The following is a 21,945-nucleotide window of genomic DNA, read 5'->3' as shown; positions in this document are numbered from 1 at the left end:
CTGCTATTGCTAGGGACTACCCTGTTGTTCTCGGCATATTTATCTTCGTATCTATATCAGTGATCATAGCTAATTTAATAGTTGATATTGTTAACGCTATGCTTGATCCAAGGGTGAGGTATTAAGTTGACCCTATGGACTTCTAGGCTGCTAATCCCTATTAAAAGCATTGGGGGCCTCTATCATATGTTTAGAAGGATCTCATAGGACTGTTCTCCCTGATCTTCTCAATAGCGGTTATCATCATGGCAGCCGCGCCATCAGCTATATCGCCATATGATCCCTATAAGATAGATGCATATAGCACATTTCAGCCGCCATCGATAATGCATCCATTTGGAACTGATGATCTTGGTAGAGATGTTCTGAGCCAGGTGATCCATGGTGCTAGAACCTCTATATTTGTTGCAGCCGCAGCCGCATCCTTCTCCATGATCCTAGGTGCGGTGTTAGGGCTATTAGCAGGATATTATGGAGGTAAAACAGATCTAGCTATAAGCATGGTTATAGATGCTAAGCTATCGATACCAACATTCTTCCTAGTGTTAGTTGTTATAGCGATATTCGGTGGAAGCATAATAAACATGATCATAGTCATAGGAATAACTATATGGCCACCAATAGCGAGGATCACAAGAGCCGCTGTCCATAGCCTTAGAAGCACAGATTTTGTAGAAGCAGCTAGAGCCCTAGGAGCAAGCAGCATATGGATAATAACCAGGCACATATTGCCCCAAGTAATAGGAGTGATCCTAGCTCTAGGGATATTGCAGATGGGCTCAGCCATAATAATCGAGGCAGGCCTGAGCTTCCTCGGCCTAGGAGATCCAACGATAATTAGCTGGGGAAGGATGCTAAGTATAGCTCAGACATATGTTGAGAAGGCATGGTGGATGGGGCTATTCCCAGGGCTCTTCCTATTCCTAACAATATTATCATTTAACATTGTTGGGGACAGGTTATATGAGTACTTTAATCCAAAGCTCAGGGAAAAGCTAACATATCTATAGCTATGTTATTAATAGGCCGAGGATTAAAGATCTCTGTCGGCCTTGGATAGCTATATATTCTTTTAATATAGACTTGTCTTTGGTGGTGTTATGAAGATACTGAGAATTACTAGGAAGGGAGTATATGAGTTATATGTTATATTGAATGGCGAGGTCTATAGGCTCGTTGAAATGGATCCTCTTAAGGTTCTCGAGAGGTATTTAGAGGGAAGACTTGGAAGATTGGGGGAGAAGGCTGAATTAGATCTCGGGGGTGTTTTGAGAAGTAGGGATCCTGAGTATAAGGTTGCAAAGCCCATAGATCCTCCCGAGGTTTGGGGTGCCGGGATTACGTATCAGGCTGCTAGAGCCAGCTATACAGGGGGTGAGATCGCCTCTATAAGGGGTAGGAGTGTGTATGAGCTTGTATATGAATCCGATAGACCTGAGCTCTTCTTAAAAGACGCTGGGGGTAGGAGGTGTGTTGCCCACCAGGATCCAATAGTGGTTAGGAGCGATTCTAGATGGACTCTTCCAGAGCCTGAGCTTGCTGTGATTCTAGGGAGTGGTGGGAAGATCTTGGGATATACTATTGCGAATGATGTTACTGCGAGGGATATAGAGGCTGAGAACCCCCTATACCTACCCCAGGCAAAGACATATGATGGGTGCTGCTCCTTCGGACCATATATAGTGACGCCGGACGAGATCAAGGATCCATATTCTCTTAAAATAGAGATGAGGATCCTTAGAAGGGGCAAAACGATCTTCGAGGGAAAGGCCTCAACATCTATGATGAGGAAGAAGATAGATCATATCCTGAGATATCTCCTCAGAGACAACACCATACCGCCTGGAACACTGCTCATGACTGGGACGGCTATAGTACCTGGTAAAGATATATCGCTGGAGGAGGGTGATGAGGTGGAAATTTCGATAGAGGGTATAGGCACACTGCTAAACCCGGTGATAAGGGGTAGAGGTTCCTAGAATATAGCTGGGAACATTGGATCCTCTCGTTCCTGCTATTTCTTCAGATCCCATGTTCTATTACAGGTTTCCTGCTTTTTGCAAGTTCTTCAAGAGCCCTGGCGATATCCTGGACGGTCTTTGTTGCTAGAGCTCTCATGAGGTCGTCGAGCTCCTCAAATCTCTCGATGAAGATCCCTCTAAAGCTGTCTCTCAACCTTATGTGAAGAGCTAGCTTCTCAGGCTCCACAGATCTTTTTCTCTGCCTGGCCGGGAGCTTCACAAGCTCGATCACTATAGAGCCTACCTCTACAATGGGTTTTCTTTCCCACTCCCTCATATTCTTTAGATTCTCTTCAAGCTTTAGCAAAAGCTCGTTGGACAACTAGACACCCTAGGTATAATATGCATTAAATATTTAATAGTTTAGATGGTAAATCATAGCCTGGTCTAGGGAGGTATGTCTTCGGTTCTCTAGTGGAGCTGATGTTTTACGGTGTTATTACCGCTCTCCCCCTTACCAGGCCTTTCCTCAGCCTCTCTAATACATCGTTGATCTCTTCTAGCTTGTGGATCTCTGTCTCAACGCTGATCACGCCTCTCTCCACTAGCTTCACCATTTCCACCAGATCTCTCAGCGATCCAACATATGATCCTCGGATCTCGATATTTCTAAGGGGTAGGAGTGGGAGGACTATATTAGCATATTCACCTCCAAGCCCAACCACAACTAGCCTCCCACCCCTCTTCAGGGATGCGAATGCCTTTGAGAATGTATCTGAAGTTCCTACAAAGTCTATTGCAGCATCTACACCAACACCTCCTGTGATCTTCTTAACCTCCTCCTGCACATCAACCCTAGCAGGATTTATAGCATAATCAGCCCCTAGGGCCTCAGCGAGCTTTAGAGCCTCTTCCCTCACATCCACAGCTATGACCTGTGCCCCGTATAGCTTTCTAGCTATTTGAAGCCCTATATGTCCTAGCCCACCAACACCTATGATCATTATAACATCGCCTGGGGATGGCTCAGCCTTCTTAATAGCGTTATAAGCTGTTATCCCTGCACAAGCCATTGGGGCTGATTTAACTAGATCAGCGTTTGTCCTTATAAGATATCTAGCACTTGGTACTAGAACATACTCGGCATATCCCCCAGGCCTGAGTATCCCGAGGGGCTTTGTACCTCTAACACATAGATTCTCATTACCTGTGAGACATGCCTTGCAGGTGCCATCACCTATCCATGGATATACAACAACCCTATCCCCCTTCGAAAACCCCTCAACCTGATCTCCAACCTCCGCTACTTCCCCAGCTATCTCGTGCCCCATTATAAGGGGGAATCTTATCCCTCTCTCCTCAACCCTTATAGGTCCGTAGTGCCCCTCCCATATATGTAGATCTGTATGGCATACCCCAGAAGCCCTCACCCTTACAAGAACCTCAGACCCCCTTGGCCTCGGGGTCTCGACATCCTCGATGTAGAGCCTATCCATGGGCTTTTTAAGAACCGCTGCCCTCAAGCTGGACACCTACCAATGTAGATATATAGTTTTGATCCTTGTGTAGAAGTCTAGAGCCTCTTCACCCTGCTCCTTATAGACATCGTTTCCAGATGCCTTAACCCCTCCGAAGGGTGCTTGGAACTCCACACCAACTGTCTGTCTATTAACCCTGATCAACCCTACCTTTAGCTCTCTCGAGAGCCTCATTATCTTCCCAATATCCCTCGATATGATCCCTGCTACGAGGCCGTATTTAACGCTATTCACAAGATCAACAGCCTCATCAAGATCTCTATATGGCGTTATACAGAGAACAGGGCCGAAGATCTCATCCTGGAATATCCTCTGATCCTTTGCACAGTCCTTGAAAATGGTTGGCTCCACATAGTAGCCATATTGATATATACCATCTTCAAGAGCTCTCCCACCATGTACAAGTGTTGCCCCCTCTTTCCTCCCTATCTCTATGTATGATAACACCTTCCTCTTCTGATCCATGCTTGATAGGGGCCCCATATCGGTATTTGGATCGAGACCATTCCCAACCCTTATCCTGCTAACCCTCTCTCTAAGGGCCTCCACCAGCTTCTGATATATGCTCTCATGCGCTATAACCCTGCTTGTTGCTGTGCATGCCTGGCCTGCAAGGCTGTAGGCACCCCTCACTATGATCTCCACAGCCTCATCTATCCTAGCATCCTCGGCAACCACTACAGCGTTTTTGCCCCCAAGCTCTAGCTGTAGCCTTACAAACCTATCTAGACCCCCAACAACCTTGTGAACCTCCAGCCCAACCTCATGGGATCCTGTAAAGGATATCGCCTTAACATGCTTATTTACAAGCATCTCCCTCCCAACAGTGCTTCCAGATCCTATAACCATGTTCACAACACCCTTTGGAAGCCCCGCCTTATAGAGGATCTCAACGAACTTATACGCGATCGTAGGTGTTAGAGAGGCTGGCTTGAAAACCACGGTGTTCCCAGCAGCAATCGCAGGCACAATCTTCCAAGCCGGGATCGCTATTGGGAAGTTCCACGGTGTTATAACACTCACAACCCCCAGAGGCTCTCTCTGAGCCAGTATCAATCCATTGCTAACCTGGGAAGGAATAGTTCTACCTGACTGCCTCAGGATCAACCCAGCATAGAACCTCAAAATCCATGGAACCCTCTCAGCCTCAGCCCTACTCTCAGCCAGAGTCTTACCCATCTCCCTAGTTATGATTCTAGCCATCTCATCTAGAGAAGCCTCAAACAGATCCGCAGCTCTATAGAGAATCCTAGCCCTCTCATGGGGTGGCAGCTTACTCCACCTATCAAAGGCCTCATAGGCCGAGTCAAACGCGTGTCTAACATCGTCTATGGTGGCCACTGATACCATGGAAACCCTCTCCCTGGTATCTGCAGGGTTTAGGGTGATGTATCTCTGATCCCTATTGATTGTTATACCATCTATTATAGGGCCAATAACCTCCAAGCAACACACCAATATCAATAAATAATAAACCATAATAAATATAAATTACTATTCACACTCGGCACCAAGGATTATAAAAAAGATAATGGTTTAGGGTGTGATAAGCATTCTCCCTATATGTAGGTTCTTATGCATATATTCAAGCGCCTCATTTATCTCCTCAAGCCTCCATCTCCTTGTCACAGGATCCCTATAGTTTATCATCTTCTTTTTAGCTAGTGCAACCACCTCTCTAAGATCTGCTATAGATCCCCATAGGCTTCCCTGTATTGTTATCTCATTAACAACTAGATCCTGTATTGGGAAGCTCCCCTTCACACCACCGAGACCCACTACTGTGTATACCCCTCCAGGGGATAGGAGGCCTATATATGTAGATATTGTCGTCTCTGTTCCCACAAAATCCACTATCGCTATGACTTTCCTGCTACCCACGATCTTTTTTATGGCATCTACTGGGTTCTCTTTCTTAGCATTTATCGAGGCATATATCTTGGCGACTTTGTTGCCTAATTCGAGGGCCTCGTCTCTCACATCTACTGCTATCACGTTTAGGTGGGGCGCCAGGATATTTATATATTGAACACCGAAGGATCCGAGGCCTCCAACGCCAGGAACCACTATGAAGTCGTCTGCCTCTGCATATTCCCTTGCAATACTAAGGGTTCTCTTAACAGCCCTATAGGGTGTTAACCCAGCATCTGTTAAAACAGCTGCTGCTGGGAGATCCTCGAGGCCTTCGGCGCTTACCAAGTACCTGTAGCTGGGGACTATGAAGTACTCTGAGTAGCACCCGCCATAGAGACCATAGGCTCCTGTCCAGCTCTGGGCTCTTTTTCTAGCTAGCTGGTTAGCCCCTTTAAGGGTATATATGTCTTCTTCTACATAGTACCCGCCTTGAACTAATACAGGCATACCGATCTTTATATAGTCTGGCACCAGCTCTCCCTTTGCTGCAACATATCCCGAGGGCTCGTGCCCAAGGACAGCTGGTAGCTTTTCAGGAAGCCCCTGTAGTTCGCCTAACCATATGTGGAGATCTGTGTGGCATAGGCCGCATCCTGCCATCCTTATGAGGACCTGCTCCCCTTTGGCCTCTGGGGGCTCGATTCTCTCTATCTTCATGGGTTCTCTATGCTTATAGATAACAGCAGCTCTATATGGAGCTATGCTCATATGTTTCACCACTATCTTAGATGCTGAGGATATTTATAATATTTAGTTAAACGATATTATATCATTATATCGAATGTTTCTTCCAAACTTCTTCAGAGTTTCTTTGGTGGAAACAACTGGTTGTTGTAAATCCTAATGGATAGATCTATATATGTGGGGATTTACTATGGTGAGGTGTTATGCTCAAATCCATTTCTTCCGTGGGGACGGGCTTTCCAAATGAAGATCTGTTGTGTCTCTATGGTATATGCTTCAGATTGATATGGAATGCTCTTATCTACAATATTATTAGTGATGATTATGAAATCTGAAGCATCTTGGTTGAGGCTTGGCTGATATGGCACGGCCAGCGTCAGATCAGATATCTATGCCCGAGTATTGCTCTAGATAGATTAGAACAGGGGCTGGGCTGTTATATGGATAGAAGGCGTTAAAGGCTCTGTGGTTAAATGGTTGTGATAGAGTTGATGGGGATTTATATAGCTCTTTATATGTATAGAGCTTCAGGGTTCTAGTATTGTATGTTGGTAAGCCTTTAAGGCCTCTTGAGCATTATAGGTTTATCACTGGTAGGGGTAGGTATGTGGATGATATTAAGCTGGATAATATGGCTTATCTAAAGGTTATTAGGTCTCCATATGCTAGGGCTTTGATCAGATATGTTGGCTTTGATAGCTCTAGGGCTCTTCTCTTTATAAGGCCTGGCGATATCGATGGTTATGCCCCTGCTAGGGTTGATCCTGAGGTTTCTCGATATGCTAGGATCGCTAGGATGCCTGTGCTTCCCAGAGATGTTGTTAACTTTGTTGGGCAGCCTGTTGCTGCCGTTGTTGCTAGAGATCCGTATGAGGCTGAGGATCTTGCTGAGGCTGTCTCTATCGATTATGAGGTTCTAGAGCCTGTTGTAGATCCTATGAGGGCTTTTGAGGAGGGCTCACCCCAGATCCACGGGGATATACCTAGGAACCTGGCTATTGATAGGAGATTCGTTGGGGGAGATACCAGGGTTTTTAGGGATGCCGAGGTTGTTGTTAAAGCCGGGCTCAGGATGGAGAGGGTTGTTGCAAATCCTATAGAGCCTAAGGCGTGTATAGCCTATTACAATGGCTCTACCCTAACTCTTTATATAAATAGCCAGAGCCCCCACAGGGTTAGGAGCGATATTCAAGAGGTCTTCGGCATATCCCCAGAGTATATAAGGGTTATATCGCCTGATGTTGGGGGTGCCTTTGGTAATAAGACGCCTCTGCATGTTGAGTGTATATTAGCTATATATGCCTCTATGAAGCTGAAGATCCCTGTTAAATATGTTGAGACTAGGAGGGAGCATCTAGTAGCTCCATATCACGGCAGGGGAGTTGCCTTCGAGGTTGAGGGCTATGGGACTAGGAGGGGCGAGCTCCTAGGGATTAGGGGGTGGGTTGTTGCTGATATAGGTGCATATAGCTATCATGTTAATCTAAACATACCAGTTAATATTATCCGGTGGTCTGTGGGGCCTTATAGGATAAGGGCTGTTGATCTAGATCTAAAGGCTGTATATACGAATAAAACACCGATAGGCCCCTACAGAGGTGCTGGGAGACCAGAGGCTGCTTTGATCCATGAGAGGGTTTTAGACGCTCTAGCAGATGAGCTTGGAATCGATAGGGCTGAGATAAGGGCTATAAATCTTAGAAGCGGTTGGGGGAGATACGAGACACCAACGGGGTTGAGGACGGATGATGCAGATTATCTTGGAACATATATGAGGGCATATGAGATATATAGACAGCTAAGAAGATCCCTTGGAAACAAACCTGGTAAGAGGGTGGGGATAGGCATATCATGCTTCCTAGCCCACGATAGATCTGCTCTTGGTGAGTGGGCAAGGCTTAGAATATCTAGAGGCGTTGTCGAGATATATGTTGGCACACACTCCCATGGCCAGAGCCATGCAACAACCCTAGCCCAGATCGCTGCGGAGGAGCTGGGAATACCTATCGAGAAGATCTCAATACTCTTCGGAGACACCGAATATCTGAAAGAGGGTGTGGGTACATTCGGCAGCAGAACAGCCATAGCAGGGGGAGCAGCTGTTGTAGAGGTATGTAGAAGGCTTAAGAGCGAGGCCAGGGCCAGAGGCTTTGAAGATATATTATCAGCTCTCGATAAGCTAGAGGGATACGAGGTAGAGGCATTCTATAGAGGTGCTGATATCTTCTCATTCGGATCCCACATAGCTGTCGTAGAGATCGATGAGGAGACAGGCATAGCAAGGATAGCTAGATATATAGCTGTAGACGATGTTGGCAGAGCTATAAACCCAATGGTGATAGAGGGACAGCTAACAGGAGGAGCACTCCAAGGAGCAAGCCAGGTACTCTGGGAAGCAATAAAATACGATGACCAGGGATACCCACAGTGCTCCTCAATAGCAGAGTGCGGCGTCCCAAGCTCGTTAGAGGCATTCGAGGTGGAATCAATATTGGTTGAAAACCCCTCAGAAGCACCCCATGGAGCGAGAGGAGTTGGAGAAGCAGGAGCCATAGGAGCACCACCAGCAGTAATCTCAGCAATAGAAAAGGCTATTGGGGCTAGGATAAAACATATACCAATAAATAGTGAAGAGCTAAGAGCATATATTACTAGATACTCGGTTAATGGCTAACCACAGATAATCTGCTATAGAATTAATGACGGGTCATTTGCCAGGCCTTGATATGATCTTTATTGGATTATGATCTGTTTTGGAGCTTGAAATAGGATTCTATATAGTGCTTATCTCCCAGTATCTTTTTCACCTCATTTTCCACCTTCTCTGCCAGCGTATCCCACATCTTCTGTAGATGTGTGTATAGCTCTTCTATTCTCCTCCTATGGATTTCTATGTTGTATCCCATAAAGAGCCCTACTCTGCCTAAAGCTGCTCTGGCTAGGAGTAGATGTTCTAGATAATCTCTATCTATTTTTCCTCTATAGCTCCTCGGATCCCTCCCCAGCCATATAATCTCCCTCACGATATTTTTGGCAACTATCTCTCTAAGCCTCTCTATATATATGCTCTTCTCGCTATCATATAGACTTCTAATCTCTCTAGTCAATCTCTCATAACTCTCCGATGATCTATTTCTATAGAATACATGCCTTGAAATAGCCTCTATGAAGGGCTTCAAAGATAATGGGGAGTCGATGGAATCCGTTAGATATAGCCATAGCGCTGTTGCATATGAATCTAGAATACCCTCCATAGCAAGGACAGAGGCCTCTGCATAGTCGAAATCCTCTAGAACAGGTAGATCTCCACTCTCAATAACCCTCGAAGCCTCATCAACATCGAAGTAGCCGGAATATATGAGGACACCATTATAGAATATAGAGGGTACAGAGACAATGCCTCTCACAACACCTGCAAAGAGATCCAGGCCAACATCCTTCATAATAACCCTATCAATAACCCCCCTTTCAACAAGCCTCTTGAAAAGCCTATAGGATGTTGGGCATGTGAGGTGTGAGTAGATCTCAACAACTGCTCCCATAACAATCACCTATAAGCAATAGCGTTAGAAAGCTTATCACACCATTCAATAGCAATACATGGAGATCAAGACTTCTAATAAATATAGTTAGAGTTGATAGCTATGGTATATATCGTTGAGAATCGATCTGGTATTGAGACATAGATTATAGTGATAAAAACATTTTATGTTTTTCTTTGTCTCATAACAGATATCTTACCTTCTCTCTTCATCACATATATAGTCTCTATCTCCTTCCTCCATCTACAGAGAACACATCTATATAGATATGTTATCCTCCTCATACCATCTGTGCTATAGATCTCTGCCATGAACTCCGCCTTCCTACCGCACTTAGGGCATGTCACCCCATTCCCATTCAGCTGGCTCTGCATCTCCATAGCCTTTGATCCCTCGGCAGCCTCTTTTATCCAAAGAGAGTATATTTCAGGGGATAATATATCTCAACGCCTAGAACCTCCTGAATAGGGTTCTAAGCGTAGATATAGGCCTAACACTTATTCTCAGGATAGCCATTCTCTCGCCTTAGCTAGGCTAATATCCTATTGTTAAGCCTACCTGACCTCCTCCCCATCTTAACGGGTAAGGTCTTCAATAGGGAAAGGTTTAGCAGATTGATACGAATGATATGGAAAGCGGTTCTCCACCATATATGACTATATTATCTCGAGAGTCTAGATGCTACCAGGCTCATCCCAGAGTCTATTAATATGGTTTGCCCAGTTATAGATGGTGTTCTCAGTAGGAAAACCACTGCCTCGGCTATCTCCTCGGGCTCTACGAATCTCTTTAGAAGGGTGTATCTCTCTAGATATTCATCCTCCCCCAGCTGTAGAACCTTTAAGAGGCTCTCACCCATCTTTGTTTTAACAACCCCAGGTGCTATTGCGTTCACCCTTATCCTAGGCGCTAGCTCTACAGCTAATGCCCTTGTAATGCCTATCACACCTGCTTTCGCAGCGCTATATATCGAGAGGCCGTAGAGGGGCTCTATACCAGCTATGGACGCTATGTTTATAATGGATCCCTCCTTCATAGCCTTAGCAGCCTCTTGGGAGCAGTAGATCACTGATTTAAGGCTTGTTGAGAGTGTCTTCTCAATCATGCTATCACTCTGATCTAGAAATGGCGCGTAGAGCCCTAGGCCAGCGTTGTTAACCAGTATATCGAGCCTTCCAAAGCTCTTCACAGCTCTATCCACAAGCTCTCTACACCCCTCCCTAGTAGATACATCAGCTAGAACCGGTAGGGCCTCGCCACCAAGGGATCTTATCGTATTAGCTGTCTCCATAACCTCCTCATAACCCTTCTTAGCATTTACAACCACTCTAACCCCTTCCCTAGCAAGCCTAACAGCTATAGCCCTCCCAATACCCCTGCCAGAGCCAGTTACTATAGCAACCATACCCCTAAGATCCACGCCACTCCCCTCCATAGTAGTTCTTAAACCTCTCCCTAAGAAGCTTCTTATCAAACTTACCCGTCCCAGTCTTAGGTATCTCCTCTAGAAATACAACATCATCCGGAACCCACCACTTTGGAAGCCTCTCACGTAGAAAGCTAAGGATATCCTCTTTAGATGTTCTCCCAACATATTCCGGCTTGAGCTTCACAATTAACAGGGGTCTCTCACCCCACCTAGGATGGGGAACAGCTATAGCAGTTGCCTCAAGCACAGCTGGGTGGGCCATAGCCTCGTTCTCAACCCTAACAGAGGAGATCCACTCACCCCCGCTCTTTATAACATCCTTAACCCTATCCACAATCTCTATATATCCCTCCTCATCGATTGTAGCGAGATCACCCGTTCTGAGCCATCCTCTATAGAACGACTTCCTAGTAGCCTCTGGATCATCGTAGTACTCCTCAACAACCCATGCACCCCTTATAAGGAGCTCACCCACAGACCTTCCATCCCATGGAAGCGGGTCTCCCTTCTCATCAACGATCATAACCTCGATACCTGGGAATGGGAGGCCCTGCTTAGCTTTTAGATCAAGTATAGCGTCTTCGGAAAGGCCTTCTAAGTAGCTCTTAGGCCTTGTAAAGGCTACAGCAGAGTCATAGGTCTCTGTCATCCCCCACGCATGTAGAACATCGATGCCAAGCTCCTTATAAGCCTTTATAAGGGCCCTTGGAGGGGCCGAGCCTCCTATGATGAGCCTCTTTAGAGTCGATATATCCTCACGCCTACCGAATCTCGTGAAATAGTTTAGAAAGTCTATCCAAACCACTGGAGCACCATCGCTCACAGTGACACCCTCGCTCTTTATAAGACTATATAGGATCTCAGGCCTAGGCCTAGGCCCTGGAAACACCTGTTTAGAGCCTACAAGGGTTGCTGCATATGGCATGAACCAGCTACTTATATGGAACATAGGTACTACATGCATCACAACATCTCTCTCAGATATAGCATAGGTATCCACTAGGCATGAGGCGAGAGCCCTTAGAAAGATCCCCCTATGTGTATATACAACCCCCTTGGGCATACCGGTGGTTCCCGATGTGAAGCACATAGCTGCTGGGAGACTCTCATCGAGATCTGGGAACTCATATCTATCGCTCGACCTCTCTATAAGATCCTCGTAATAGTATATCTCAGCCCCATCTATAGATAGCTTCTCAGAATCCTTCGAACCCATTATAACTACAGACTCAACAGATCTTAGATCCCTATAGATCTTCTCAACAGTGGGTATCTGATCTCTATCTACAAAGAGGATCTTATCCCTAGCCTTGTTAATAGTATATACCATCTCCTCAGGGGTATATCTTATATTAACCGTGTGGAGAACCCCGCCAATTGCTGGAACAGCTAGGTGGAGCTCTAAATGCCTATGGGTATTCCAGGCTATGCTGGCAACCCTATCACCCCTTTTAACCCCGAGCTCCTCCAATGCATTGGCAAGCCTACATACCCTTTTATACATATCGCCATATGTATATCTATATATCCCCTCCTCGGTTCTAGAAACGATCTCCTTCTTGCCGAAGTAGAGCCTAGCCCTCTCAAGTATATGCCTTATATTAAGCATAAACATTCCTATATATCCTCCCCACGTAAATATTTAGCATTAAACTTATAAAGACAAGGTGATCCAGAGACTATTGAGATATAATAAGCAATCTATTATAATACATAAGTTAAATATTTATTTGCTTTTAAAATAACATCCTCGGTGGAGCATGGTTAGCGAGGCCAGGAGATCCTTTTTAAAGCTGATCGGTGCAGGTGTAGTAGGCCTTGCAGTAGGTGTTGCAGGAGGCTATTCCTTGGCTCCTCCGAGGATCACAGAGATAGTTAGAACAATAACACAGACACAGCCAGGCGGAGTATCAACTATAACTGTGACCTCACCAGTAACACAGACTGTGACAAAGACAGTGGCCCCTGTCTCTAGGCTGCCCAAGGATACTATAAGGATAGGGGTTATGGGGATTAGGAGCGGTACATGGGCAACATATGGTGAGTATATAGAGCAGGGTGCGAGGCTGGCTGTTGAGGAGATAAACGCTGCCGGGGGCATCCTCGGTAGTAAGGTGGAGATAGTGATCAGGGATGAGGCTGCTGATGCTGTTAAACAGGCTAGAGAGCTTGTTGAGCAAGAGAGGGTTGACTTTCTAGTAGGTATAGATTCGAGTGGTAATGCAATGAGGGTGGGGCCTATAATGCCCGAGCTAAATAGGATATTGATAGTTGTTCACGCAGCTACACACAGGCTTACAGAGGAGCTTGTATATAAGCAAGGGATCAAACATATATTCAGAGTATCTGTCCCGGTGTATCAGGATGGCATACTCGCCGCGTGGATCGCAAAGGATCTCCCGGTCAAGAAGTGGGCTGGGATAAACCCTGATTACGAGTATGGCAGGGTTTCATGGGAGTTCTTCAAAACAACCCTCAAGGCCTTGAGACCCGATGTTGAGTTTGTAACCGAGCAGTGGAACCCCTCACCAGGTACCACGGATTTCACAAAATGGATTAGCGCTGTGATGGCAACAGATGCTGAGGGTCTCTTCACGGTTAACTGGGCTGTCGAGGCTATAACCCTTCATAAGCAGGCTGTGGAGCTAGGCCTATATAGAAGGATCAAGGCTGTGTTCAACCCAATGGGATATTCTATGGATGTAGCATATGGCTTGGGCAAGTCATATCCAATGGCTCAGTATGGGACATGGGTTAGCGGTAGATATGTCTGGTTCTACCCGCCAACAGATATTAACAAGAGATTTGTAGACGCATTTGTAAAGAGATGGGGTAGGCTTCCAGCATATTCAGCTGAGACTACATATACAGCTATCTATATGATCAAGGCTGCTTTGGAGAGAACAGGTAGCCTAGACCTAGACACGCTGATCAAGACGATGGAGGGCATGGTGCTAGTCTCACCAGCTGGTGTTAGGTGGATAAGGCCTCAGGATCACCAGGCAATATATGAGGTACCCTATGGCAGGATCTCAGGAGAAACAATCAACGTTGGTGGGGACGTGCCGGTGCTAACAGATATAAGGGCTGTTCCAGCATTCCTCTACTATAGATCCCCTCCTGATTATAAGATACCTCTGGTGGGTTAAGCGGGGATTCCCAGTGGATCTAACGCCTATTTTTTATCAACTCTTCACAGGCCTCTATAGAGCATCGATCTACTGGTTAATAGCCTCAGGACTCACACTCATATTCGGGGTTCTCAGAGTTGTAAACTTCTCACAAGCCGTCCTCCTAGTTCTAGGTGGATATCTAACATATACATTCTATAAGCTCACTGGAAACCTCTGGCTCTCGATAGCCCTTGCATCCCTCACAGTAGGTTTGGTTGGGATCGCCATTGAGAGGCTCCTCCTCAGACCCCTCTACAAGGTTGATGTCACATACCAGCTTCTAATGACATTCGCGGCAAGCCTGATTATAAATGATGTGAGTAAGAATATATGGGGTAAGCTTCCAATCTCAGTCCCGCTTCCAGAGTCTCTGGCTATAGGGATCACTATTCTCGGTAGGGTTTTCCCCCTCTACATGATCTTGGTTATAGCTGTTGGGCTAGCGGTATATCTATTAATAGTTATGCTTATAAATAAGACTATGTGGGGCCTCAGGGTAAGGGCTACTTGGAGAAGGCCCCATATAGCTGAGTCTCTTGGCATAAACACAGGTATGATCTACACATCGGTCTTCTTCCTCGGCAGCCTAGTAGCAGGGTTAGGCGGCGGTCTCCTAGTAATGTTCTCCCCAGTTGTGCCTGGGCTAAGCGATTTTCTCATAGTATCTGCTTTCATAGTAACGGTTATAGCTGGCCTAGGCCATCTACATGGTGCATATATAGCTTCGCTTATAATAGGTATCTCTGAGAGTATATTCACACTATACTTCCCAGAAGTAGATCTCCTATTAATATACCTTATAATGGCTATATCCCTCCTCGTAAGGCCGCAGGGGATCTTTGGTGAGAGGTGATGATATCGAGACTCTCTAGGCTAGACCCACATATATATGCTCTAGCCATTCTATGTGTTGTAGTAGCGTCTATACCTATTTTTAGAGATCCATTCTATATGTATATGGCATCGCTATTCATGATCCTATCTATGTTCTCACTATCATATAACATTTTATTTGGATACGCCGGCCTCCTAAGCTTTGGCCATGCCCTCTTCTATGCTGCTGGTGCCTATGCTCTAGCAATATTTACTAGAGACGTGTATAGAGATCCTCTTGTGGGAACGGCAGTAGCTATAGGTGTTTCTCTAGCCCTATCTCTTATAATAGGCTTTCTAACCCTGAGGCATAGCAGGATATACTTCTCAATGCTAACCCTTGCTTTTGGCATGCTACTATATGCTCTACTCCTCAAATGGAGATCATTTACAGGGGGTAGCGATGGTATCTCGGGTATTCCAAGGCTAGGGGTGCTGATCAATATATCAGATCCTATTGCGAGATATTATTACATCTATATTTTCTTCTTAGTAGCCTTGGTATCTCTATATATATTACATAGATCTAAGCTAGGTCTTCTAATCAGAAGCCTAGGTGCTAACGAGGATTTCGTTCCATTCACAGGCCACTCTATCTTTAGGCTGAGGATGGTTGCATTTATAATATCTGGTACAGTAGCAGGAGCTGCGGGAGCTCTCTACGCTATCTTGATGGGCGCGATAACCCCAGATCTGGCTTATTGGACTACAGGTGCTGAGCCCCTCCTAGCAACCCTGATCGGGGGTGCTCAATTCTTTACAGGTCCTATCATAGGATCTCTAGTTGTTATATTCCTCACAACATATGTAGCTAGATGGGCTGATATATGGCAGCTTATCCTAGGCTCGATCCTCGCAGCACTGATCCTGGGATCCAGGGGAGGTATTTTAGAGGTGGTGGATAGGCTTTGGAGGGCGAGGAGATACTCAGGGTTGAGAATCTAGTTAAGAGATTCGGTAGCTTCACAGCTCTAAACAAGGTGAGCCTATCGATAAGGGGGGATGGTGTAACAGCGATAATAGGGCCTAACGGTGCTGGCAAGACAACCCTTATAAATGTTATAACAGGTAGGCTGAAACCAGATTCAGGCAAGGTGTTCTTCATGGGTAGGGATATAACTGGGGCTAGCCCCCATAAGATTGTTAGGCTGGGTATTGCAAGAACATTCCAGGTTATAAATCTCTTCAGCAGCTTAACTGTCTATCAAAATGTACTTGTATCATCACTCTCCAGAAGGGATGGAGATGTAGATGTTAATGGTATAATAAAGAGGCTTGGCCTTGAGGGCTATAGAGATGTGGAGGTATATAGGCTTCCCCACGGCGTTCAAAGGCTTGTAGAGATCGCTGTGGCTCTCGCTACCAAGCCGAGGCTCTTGCTTCTCGACGAGCCCATGGCTGGTCTTAATGTTGATGAGAAGAGGGAGGTGGCCTCGCTCATAACAGATCTCTCGAAGCAGATCCCAGTGGTGCTTGTGGAACACGATATGGATGTTGTGTTCAGCATCTCTAAGAGGGTTATAGTTATGAATAGGGGTGAGGTTATAGCAGACGGATCTCCGAGTGAGATAGCTGAGAACAAATACGTTAGAGAGATATATCTGGGTGTCTAGAGATGCTATCTATAGAGAAGCTAGACGCTTATTACGGAAAGGCGCATGTGCTTCATAGCATCAGCCTCTCAGTAGATAGGGGAGATCTAATAGCTATACTTGGGAGGAATGGTGTTGGCAAGACAACCCTTTTAAAGGCTATAATGGGTATTGAGGTTATTAGAAAGGGTAGGATCCTGTTTAAGGGTATAGATATATCTAGGCTAAGGACATACGAGATATCCAGGCTAGGCATCCTCTATGTGCCAGATGATGCAGGGTTATTCCAGGGGATGAATGTTCTTGAGAATCTAAGGCTGGCTGCTGGTAAAAAGGATATAGATCTATCTCTCCTCGAAGAGATCTATCCTGAGATAAGGGGGCTTCTAAATAGAAGAGCGGATCTTTTGAGTGGGGGTGAGAGAAAGATAGTATCCATCCTGAGATGCCTTCTAACAAACACAGATCTTCTTTTATTAGACGAGCCAACAGAGGGTGTGATGCCTATAATGGTTAAGAAGATATATTCCATGCTGAATAATCTCAGGAAGATGGGTAAAACCATTGTAATGGTTGAGTCGGGCACGAAGCTTAACGCTATAGCGGAGATCGCTACCAAGATAGGCGTTATGAGTGGAGGTAAAATAGTATATATGAATACTAGGGATAAAGCCCTTGAAGAGGCAGAGATAATTAGGAAACATCTATTCATATAAATTATTTTAGCTGGTATAGAGAAGTATCTTGGTGATCTCTATGGTTAGGAGGCCTTCTGAATATATAGGATCTCTTAACGATGGGAGGAGGGTCTTCTATAGAGGTTCTATAGTATCCTCTATAGCAGATCATCCTATCCTCGGTATAGCTGTTAGACATCTTGCCAAGCTATATGAGATGCCCGATAGAACCTATGAGGATAAGGAGCTAGGGGTTATCAGTAAATATTATAAGATACCAAGAGGATCGGAGGATCTTGTTGATAGGCATAGGATGATCTATAGGCATACATATGCCTGTAATGGGATATTCAACATAGGCCAGGCAATAGGTTCTGACGCGCTTTTCGCCCTCATGATAGTATCTAGAAAGGTCGATGCTAAGATGGGGAGTAAATACTATGCTAGGGTTATGGATTACTATAGATATGTAGCGAGAAAAGATCTAACAGTGGCTGTTGCTCAAACAGATGTTAAGGGGGATAGGTCTAAGAGGCCTCATGAGCAGAGGGATCCAGATCTCTATCTTAGGGTAGTTGATGTAAGAGATGATGGCATAGTAGTTAGGGGCGCTAAGGCCCACACCACGCAGGCTGCAGTTGTGGATGAGATCATCGTGATCCCTACAAGGGCTATGACTCAGAGGGATGCAGACTATGCAGTAGCCTTCGCCGTTCCAGCAAATGCTAAGGGTCTCAGCATGGTTGTAAGGCCTATAGACGAGGTTGAGGGTAATAGGAGTGCTGTTCTAAGCACTAAGGACTATGAGCTCGAAACACTAACGATATTCGATAACGTCTTCGTCCCGTGGGAGAGGGTCTTCATGTTCAGGGAATACGAGTTCGCTGGATACCTGGCAAATCTCTTCGCAACATACCATAGATTCACAGCGGTGTCATATAGATCTGCAATGGCGAATCTATATATAGGCGCGGCAAGCCTCATGGCGAAGGCAAATGGTATTGGGGATGCCCACCATGTTAGAAACAGGATTATAGATATGATTATGTGGAAGGAGATTATGAGGATGGGAGCCATAGCCTCAGCGGTCACAGCATCTATAGAGGAGGGGATAGCGGTTCCAAACCCGCTATATACAAATATAGCTAAGCTATATTCTAACGCGAACTTCGTAAAGGTTCTAGAGGGTCTAGTAGATATAGCGGGTGGGATAATAGCTACAATGCCCTCTGAAGAGGATCTAAGGGGTGAGCTGGGCGAAAAGATAGCTAAATACCTAGCTGGAGCGGTAGATGGTAGAGAGAGGATAAAGATTCTGAGGATAGCTAAGGAGCTGGCTGGAAGCAGTAGCTTCACAGGATACTCCCTAGCCCTCATGATACATGCAGAGGGATCTATAGAGGCGAGCAGGATAAGCCTGCTGAGAGAGTATAACATTTCTGAGGCCGAGGAGCTTGTGAAAAAGGTTATCGATGAAACATGAAAAATCCCTAAAATATACGGTATCTCCAGCTGGACAAATGGAACGCTATTGAGAAGCACCGGGGATCTGGCTCTGTGGCTTCTGGGGCCTGGTCTCTGGTATGGAGAAGAACGCCACAATCTGGATTATCAGAGCCACAAAGGTTATTAAAAGCCCGATTAGAATTATCGTTAGAACAGCCCCCACTACGTATAGAATAGCTACTGTTGAGAACAGCCCGACACCCAGATGCTTGGCAATAGCGTCATAGCTTGTCTTCAGAAAGATCGCCGATATTATTTGGGATACCCAGATAGCTATGAGGGCCCCTAGTATAGCTATAATAAAGCCTATAAAGCCATTCTGGAAGATCCAGCCCTGCTGCATTCCATGTTGCGGAGGCAGCGGAGGCGTGGTAGGGCCTATAATCGTGATCGGACTCGACGGCCTTATTGCGAAGAATCCTATAATCGCAGATAGCACTATAAATGCTAGTATCACAGCCCCTACAACGCCTGCTATAAATGAGTATAGAGCATATCTAAAGATCTTAGGCTCTCCAACCTCATCCGATATATATTTAAGCGCTATTAATATAAACACAAGGCCTATGAGTGCTAGTATAAAGCCAACATATGGAACTATAGCTAGCAAAACAAGGATCGAGCCAACCCCACCATATACCTTAGCCTGAGGAAGCTTTGAAGGTTGTATGGGCTGGCCTTGAATACTCTGGCTTGGCTGTGGTGTTGACATAGGTAGATACACCATGTGATCCTTCCCATAAAGGCTTATATATCTTAAGAGACGGTGGTTACCTCTACTCGCAGAAGCTCTCCGCACCTCTATTCCTTCCCTTGGAGGCTATGGTTGTTATATCACCACTCGCAACCCTTTTAACATTCTCCTCTATATCTATGCATTCCTCTCCCTTGCAGGGGATATATATTGTTGATCCCATGCTGCTTAGGCCGAATCCGATCCCTAGTTCCTCTAGCTTTCTCCTCACATCCCAGACCTCCTTGCTTTGATATTTCCACTCGATCCTCTTGAACCCAAGATCCTGGATCATAGATATAGATCTTCTGAGTAGCTCTATATCTCCAACAGCGATTGAGGGTATAACACCCATTAGAACTATGTGGGAGACCCTCCAGATCTCCTCACGCGATGTGGAGGAGGCCTCCATAAAGATCTTTCTCTCAAGATCCCCATAGATCCTCCTAGGGGTTTTAGGTATAACGAGTATAAAACCCCAGTCACCTGGGATCTCGAGTCTCGAGATTAGCGGTGGGGGAGGGGCTTTTACATAGTCTGAGGGGGCTATATAGCTCTTCTCAGATGGATATCTATGCCCGCCATCCACTATGAAGCCACCTGATCTGAATGCGTGAACCCCTATCCCAGATGTACCCCCTCTACCTGTTATCCTAGCTAACTCTATAGGATCTATATCGTGTCCTAGGGAGAGGGATATAGATCTTGCTGTGGCTAGGCATAGCTGTGTAACACCTCCAAGCCCTATATGGAGGTCATAGCTCTCCTTCACCTTAACCCTGGCTCCACAGGATCTGCAGAGTGTTTTTAGAACCTCCCTGGCGCATCTCTCAGCAATACCCTCTCTATCACCGCTAACCTCTATCCGTGGGAGGCCTTCGATGGCTTCTGCAGAGACTATGTGGTATGGCTTTTCAAGGGTTATCCCGGCTCCACCATCTACCCTGCCTAGGTCTCCGAGGAGGTCTATGAGGGTTATGTGTATTCTTGAAACGCTTCTAGTTGTACACCTAGCCATTCTAGGCACCTATGTTGTTGGCTTTGCTAGGTAGATGTTATCCTTGTCATGTATAATTCTTACTAGGATCTCATCTCCCTCCTCTAGGTCACCGCTATGTATTATAGTTATAGCCCTTCCCTTTGAATAGCCTAGATACTCGCCTCTAAGCCATCCGATCGAGTGGATCTTAGCTATGACTTTATCCCCAACCTCCATAGGCTTTGGAAGGCTCTTATCAGGCCTTATACCGAAGTCCTCCAGAGAGATCCTTAGCCTAACCCCGGTCCTCCTCTCAAGATCCTCTAGGAATGTGTAGAACTCATCCCAGCCAGGCTCTCTAACCCCTGGGGGTTTTCTACCCCTTTTATGGGCAACATACTTCTGGATCCCTAGGAGGGGTGAGTATCTATTCCTAATATTCTTCTTAGCCCATAACACGATCTCCTCGATATCCCTATCATTAACACCTGGGAGCCATACGGGGGTTATCATAACATCTATCCCGAGGGAGTTTGTATAGAGAGCCATCTCGGCTACCCTTTCAACGCTATACCAATTCGCCCCAGCTAGTGTGGAGGCCTTGTCAGGGTCTAGACTATCTATCGAGATATTAAGCCTTGTGAGCCCTGCATCGCCGAGCCTTCTTATAAGGTTCTCGCTGAGGATCGCTCCGTGTGTCTCGGCAGCTATCTCCCCAACCCTATCCATGCTCCTAAGACCAGCAACGAGATCTACTATGTTGGGGTGTAGAAGGGGCTCTCCAACCCCATCTATCAATATATGGATCTTGCGTGATATCTTATGAGATGCTACATATCCAACCCATTCTAATAGATAATCGACATCAACTATATACTCAGAAACCCTTGTCCTCGTATTTGGCCCGGCATCTACTGAGCAGAATATGCATGAGAGATGACAAGCGCTATAGGGTCTAACCTGCAGTAGATTCGTGCCCCTATCGATTATACCGAATGCTATATGCCCTACTAGGGGTACTGGGCTGGATATCCTTATAAGCCTGCCAATGTTATTAGTTCTTATCATTATCCATATATACTCCTAGATCATCTATGTTTAGGAGCTTTTATAGCCTAGAATAGAGTCGAATACCTCCTCGAAGACCCTGTAGGCCTCTTCCCCGTAGAGGCATACAATCACCTTGGATAGGGATCTATAGCTGTGGTTCTTAAGAACACTCGCCATAATCTCTGCAGCCCTTCTATATGGATATCCATAGACACCTGTTGATATAGCTGGGAGGGCTATGGATCTCAGCCCCAGCTCCTCAGCCTTCTCAAGAGAAGCCCTTACAGCTGATGC

Annotated in this window: 21 protein-coding genes; 9 read left to right on the top strand and 12 right to left on the bottom strand. The window is 45.8% G+C overall.

What is annotated here, in order from left to right:
- Window positions 1-245: 245 nt before the first annotated feature.
- Both QXE01_05945 and QXE01_05940 read left to right on the top strand, forming a co-directional pair.
- Window positions 246-1,010 carry an ABC transporter permease gene (locus QXE01_05945; GenBank protein MEM4970777.1) on the top strand — a complete coding sequence of 255 codons (765 nt, stop codon included), beginning with the start codon at window positions 246-248 and terminating at the stop codon, window positions 1,008-1,010.
- A gap of 90 nt (window positions 1,011-1,100) precedes the next feature.
- Window positions 1,101-1,979, top strand: coding sequence for a fumarylacetoacetate hydrolase family protein (locus QXE01_05940; protein MEM4970776.1), 879 nt, complete (start codon window positions 1,101-1,103; stop codon window positions 1,977-1,979).
- 43 nt (window positions 1,980-2,022) lie between these two features.
- Here the strand turns inward: QXE01_05940 and QXE01_05935 are convergent, their stop codons facing one another.
- The 4 genes from QXE01_05935 to QXE01_05920 form a co-directional block, all read right to left on the bottom strand.
- A complete protein-coding gene (locus QXE01_05935) occupies window positions 2,023-2,343 on the bottom strand; it encodes a hypothetical protein (protein ID MEM4970775.1) in 321 nt (106 codons plus the stop codon).
- A gap of 106 nt (window positions 2,344-2,449) precedes the next feature.
- Complete coding sequence (locus QXE01_05930; protein ID MEM4970774.1) at window positions 2,450-3,484, bottom strand: NAD(P)-dependent alcohol dehydrogenase; 1,035 nt, start codon at window positions 3,482-3,484, stop codon at window positions 2,450-2,452.
- 9 nt (window positions 3,485-3,493) lie between these two features.
- The gene (locus QXE01_05925; GenBank protein ID MEM4970773.1) at window positions 3,494-4,945 is read right to left on the bottom strand and encodes an aldehyde dehydrogenase family protein; all 1,452 of its coding nucleotides are present in this window, start codon (window positions 4,943-4,945) and stop codon (window positions 3,494-3,496) included.
- A 90-nt stretch (window positions 4,946-5,035) separates the two neighbouring features.
- Window positions 5,036-6,121, bottom strand: a complete 1,086-nt coding sequence (locus QXE01_05920) for a zinc-binding dehydrogenase (protein ID MEM4970772.1) — start codon at window positions 6,119-6,121, stop codon at window positions 5,036-5,038.
- 517 nt (window positions 6,122-6,638) lie between these two features.
- Here QXE01_05920 and QXE01_05915 point away from each other — a divergent pair.
- Window positions 6,639-8,771: a xanthine dehydrogenase family protein molybdopterin-binding subunit gene (locus QXE01_05915; GenBank protein ID MEM4970771.1), complete on the top strand. Its 2,133-nt coding sequence runs from the start codon at window positions 6,639-6,641 to the stop codon at window positions 8,769-8,771.
- 67 nt (window positions 8,772-8,838) lie between these two features.
- Here the strand turns inward: QXE01_05915 and QXE01_05910 are convergent, their stop codons facing one another.
- From QXE01_05910 to QXE01_05895, 4 genes are all read right to left on the bottom strand, one after another.
- Window positions 8,839-9,639, bottom strand: a complete 801-nt coding sequence (locus QXE01_05910; protein ID MEM4970770.1) for a hypothetical protein — start codon at window positions 9,637-9,639, stop codon at window positions 8,839-8,841.
- A gap of 164 nt (window positions 9,640-9,803) precedes the next feature.
- The gene (locus QXE01_05905; GenBank protein ID MEM4970769.1) at window positions 9,804-10,019 is read right to left on the bottom strand and encodes a hypothetical protein; all 216 of its coding nucleotides are present in this window, start codon (window positions 10,017-10,019) and stop codon (window positions 9,804-9,806) included.
- Between the two features lie 281 nt (window positions 10,020-10,300).
- Entirely contained in the window at window positions 10,301-11,044 is a 744-nt protein-coding gene (locus QXE01_05900) for a glucose 1-dehydrogenase (protein ID MEM4970768.1), read from the bottom strand.
- A 4-nt stretch (window positions 11,045-11,048) separates the two neighbouring features.
- Window positions 11,049-12,677, bottom strand: a complete 1,629-nt coding sequence (locus QXE01_05895) for a long-chain fatty acid--CoA ligase (protein ID MEM4970767.1) — start codon at window positions 12,675-12,677, stop codon at window positions 11,049-11,051.
- 151 nt (window positions 12,678-12,828) lie between these two features.
- On the opposite strand from QXE01_05895, the gene QXE01_05890 reads away from it, so the two are divergent.
- From QXE01_05890 to QXE01_05865, 6 genes are read left to right on the top strand one after another with little or no spacing between them, the layout of a single operon-like run.
- Entirely contained in the window at window positions 12,829-14,217 is a 1,389-nt protein-coding gene (locus QXE01_05890) for an ABC transporter substrate-binding protein (GenBank protein MEM4970766.1), read from the top strand.
- Between the two features lie 13 nt (window positions 14,218-14,230).
- Window positions 14,231-15,094: a branched-chain amino acid ABC transporter permease gene (locus tag QXE01_05885; GenBank protein ID MEM4970765.1), complete on the top strand. Its 864-nt coding sequence runs from the start codon at window positions 14,231-14,233 to the stop codon at window positions 15,092-15,094.
- Complete coding sequence (locus tag QXE01_05880; protein MEM4970764.1) at window positions 15,094-16,059, top strand: branched-chain amino acid ABC transporter permease; 966 nt, start codon at window positions 15,094-15,096, stop codon at window positions 16,057-16,059. Before QXE01_05885 ends, QXE01_05880 begins: the two co-directional genes overlap by 1 nt.
- Window positions 16,023-16,727: an ABC transporter ATP-binding protein gene (locus QXE01_05875; GenBank protein MEM4970763.1), complete on the top strand. Its 705-nt coding sequence runs from the start codon at window positions 16,023-16,025 to the stop codon at window positions 16,725-16,727. Before QXE01_05880 ends, QXE01_05875 begins: the two co-directional genes overlap by 37 nt.
- Before the next feature lie 2 nt (window positions 16,728-16,729).
- Window positions 16,730-17,422, top strand: a complete 693-nt coding sequence (locus QXE01_05870; protein MEM4970762.1) for an ATP-binding cassette domain-containing protein — start codon at window positions 16,730-16,732, stop codon at window positions 17,420-17,422.
- Between the two features lie 40 nt (window positions 17,423-17,462).
- Complete coding sequence (locus QXE01_05865; protein MEM4970761.1) at window positions 17,463-18,866, top strand: 4-hydroxyphenylacetate 3-hydroxylase N-terminal domain-containing protein; 1,404 nt, start codon at window positions 17,463-17,465, stop codon at window positions 18,864-18,866.
- A 45-nt stretch (window positions 18,867-18,911) separates the two neighbouring features.
- Here the strand turns inward: QXE01_05865 and QXE01_05860 are convergent, their stop codons facing one another.
- The 4 genes from QXE01_05860 to QXE01_05845 all read right to left on the bottom strand — a co-directional run.
- Window positions 18,912-19,616 carry a DUF996 domain-containing protein gene (locus QXE01_05860; protein ID MEM4970760.1) on the bottom strand — a complete coding sequence of 235 codons (705 nt, stop codon included), beginning with the start codon at window positions 19,614-19,616 and terminating at the stop codon, window positions 18,912-18,914.
- Window positions 19,617-19,665: 49 nt separating this feature from the next.
- Window positions 19,666-20,640 (bottom strand): beta-ribofuranosylaminobenzene 5'-phosphate synthase, encoded by a 975-nt coding sequence (locus QXE01_05855; protein MEM4970759.1) that lies wholly within the window; start codon window positions 20,638-20,640, stop codon window positions 19,666-19,668.
- Window positions 20,641-20,649: 9 nt separating this feature from the next.
- On the bottom strand, window positions 20,650-21,669 hold the full coding sequence (locus QXE01_05850; protein MEM4970758.1) for a radical SAM protein: 1,020 nt from the start codon (window positions 21,667-21,669) through the stop codon (window positions 20,650-20,652).
- A 30-nt stretch (window positions 21,670-21,699) separates the two neighbouring features.
- Window positions 21,700-21,945 (bottom strand): macro domain-containing protein (locus QXE01_05845; GenBank protein MEM4970757.1); only part of this gene is annotated, 246 nt, incomplete at its 5' end.

This window comes from Sulfolobales archaeon (genome assembly GCA_038897115.1).
Taxonomy (GTDB): Archaea; Thermoproteota; Thermoprotei_A; order Sulfolobales; family AG1; genus AG1.
Note: the sequence above shows the minus strand (reverse complement) of the source record. Positions and strands in the feature narration are given on the sequence as shown.

Bases quoted from the DNA above. Each gene is read 5' to 3' on its own strand.
- QXE01_05855 (MEM4970759.1), bottom strand. From the start codon at position 20,640: ATGGCTAGGTGTACAACTAGAAGCGTTTCAAGAATACACATAACCCTC.
- QXE01_05890 (MEM4970766.1), top strand. From the start codon at position 12,829: ATGGTTAGCGAGGCCAGGAGATCCTTTTTAAAGCTGATCGGTGCAGGT.
- QXE01_05905 (MEM4970769.1), bottom strand. From the start codon at position 10,019: ATGGAGATGCAGAGCCAGCTGAATGGGAATGGGGTGACATGCCCTAAG.
- QXE01_05865 (MEM4970761.1), top strand. From the start codon at position 17,463: ATGGTTAGGAGGCCTTCTGAATATATAGGATCTCTTAACGATGGGAGG.
- QXE01_05860 (MEM4970760.1), bottom strand. From the start codon at position 19,616: ATGGTGTATCTACCTATGTCAACACCACAGCCAAGCCAGAGTATTCAA.
- QXE01_05940 (MEM4970776.1), top strand. From the start codon at position 1,101: ATGAAGATACTGAGAATTACTAGGAAGGGAGTATATGAGTTATATGTT.
- QXE01_05880 (MEM4970764.1), top strand. From the start codon at position 15,094: ATGATATCGAGACTCTCTAGGCTAGACCCACATATATATGCTCTAGCC.
- QXE01_05870 (MEM4970762.1), top strand. From the start codon at position 16,730: ATGCTATCTATAGAGAAGCTAGACGCTTATTACGGAAAGGCGCATGTG.
- QXE01_05850 (MEM4970758.1), bottom strand. From the start codon at position 21,669: ATGATAAGAACTAATAACATTGGCAGGCTTATAAGGATATCCAGCCCA.
- QXE01_05945 (MEM4970777.1), top strand. From the start codon at position 246: ATGGCAGCCGCGCCATCAGCTATATCGCCATATGATCCCTATAAGATA.
- QXE01_05895 (MEM4970767.1), bottom strand. From the start codon at position 12,677: ATGCTTAATATAAGGCATATACTTGAGAGGGCTAGGCTCTACTTCGGC.
- QXE01_05910 (MEM4970770.1), bottom strand. From the start codon at position 9,639: ATGGGAGCAGTTGTTGAGATCTACTCACACCTCACATGCCCAACATCC.
- QXE01_05920 (MEM4970772.1), bottom strand. From the start codon at position 6,121: ATGAGCATAGCTCCATATAGAGCTGCTGTTATCTATAAGCATAGAGAA.
- QXE01_05900 (MEM4970768.1), bottom strand. From the start codon at position 11,044: ATGGTTGCTATAGTAACTGGCTCTGGCAGGGGTATTGGGAGGGCTATA.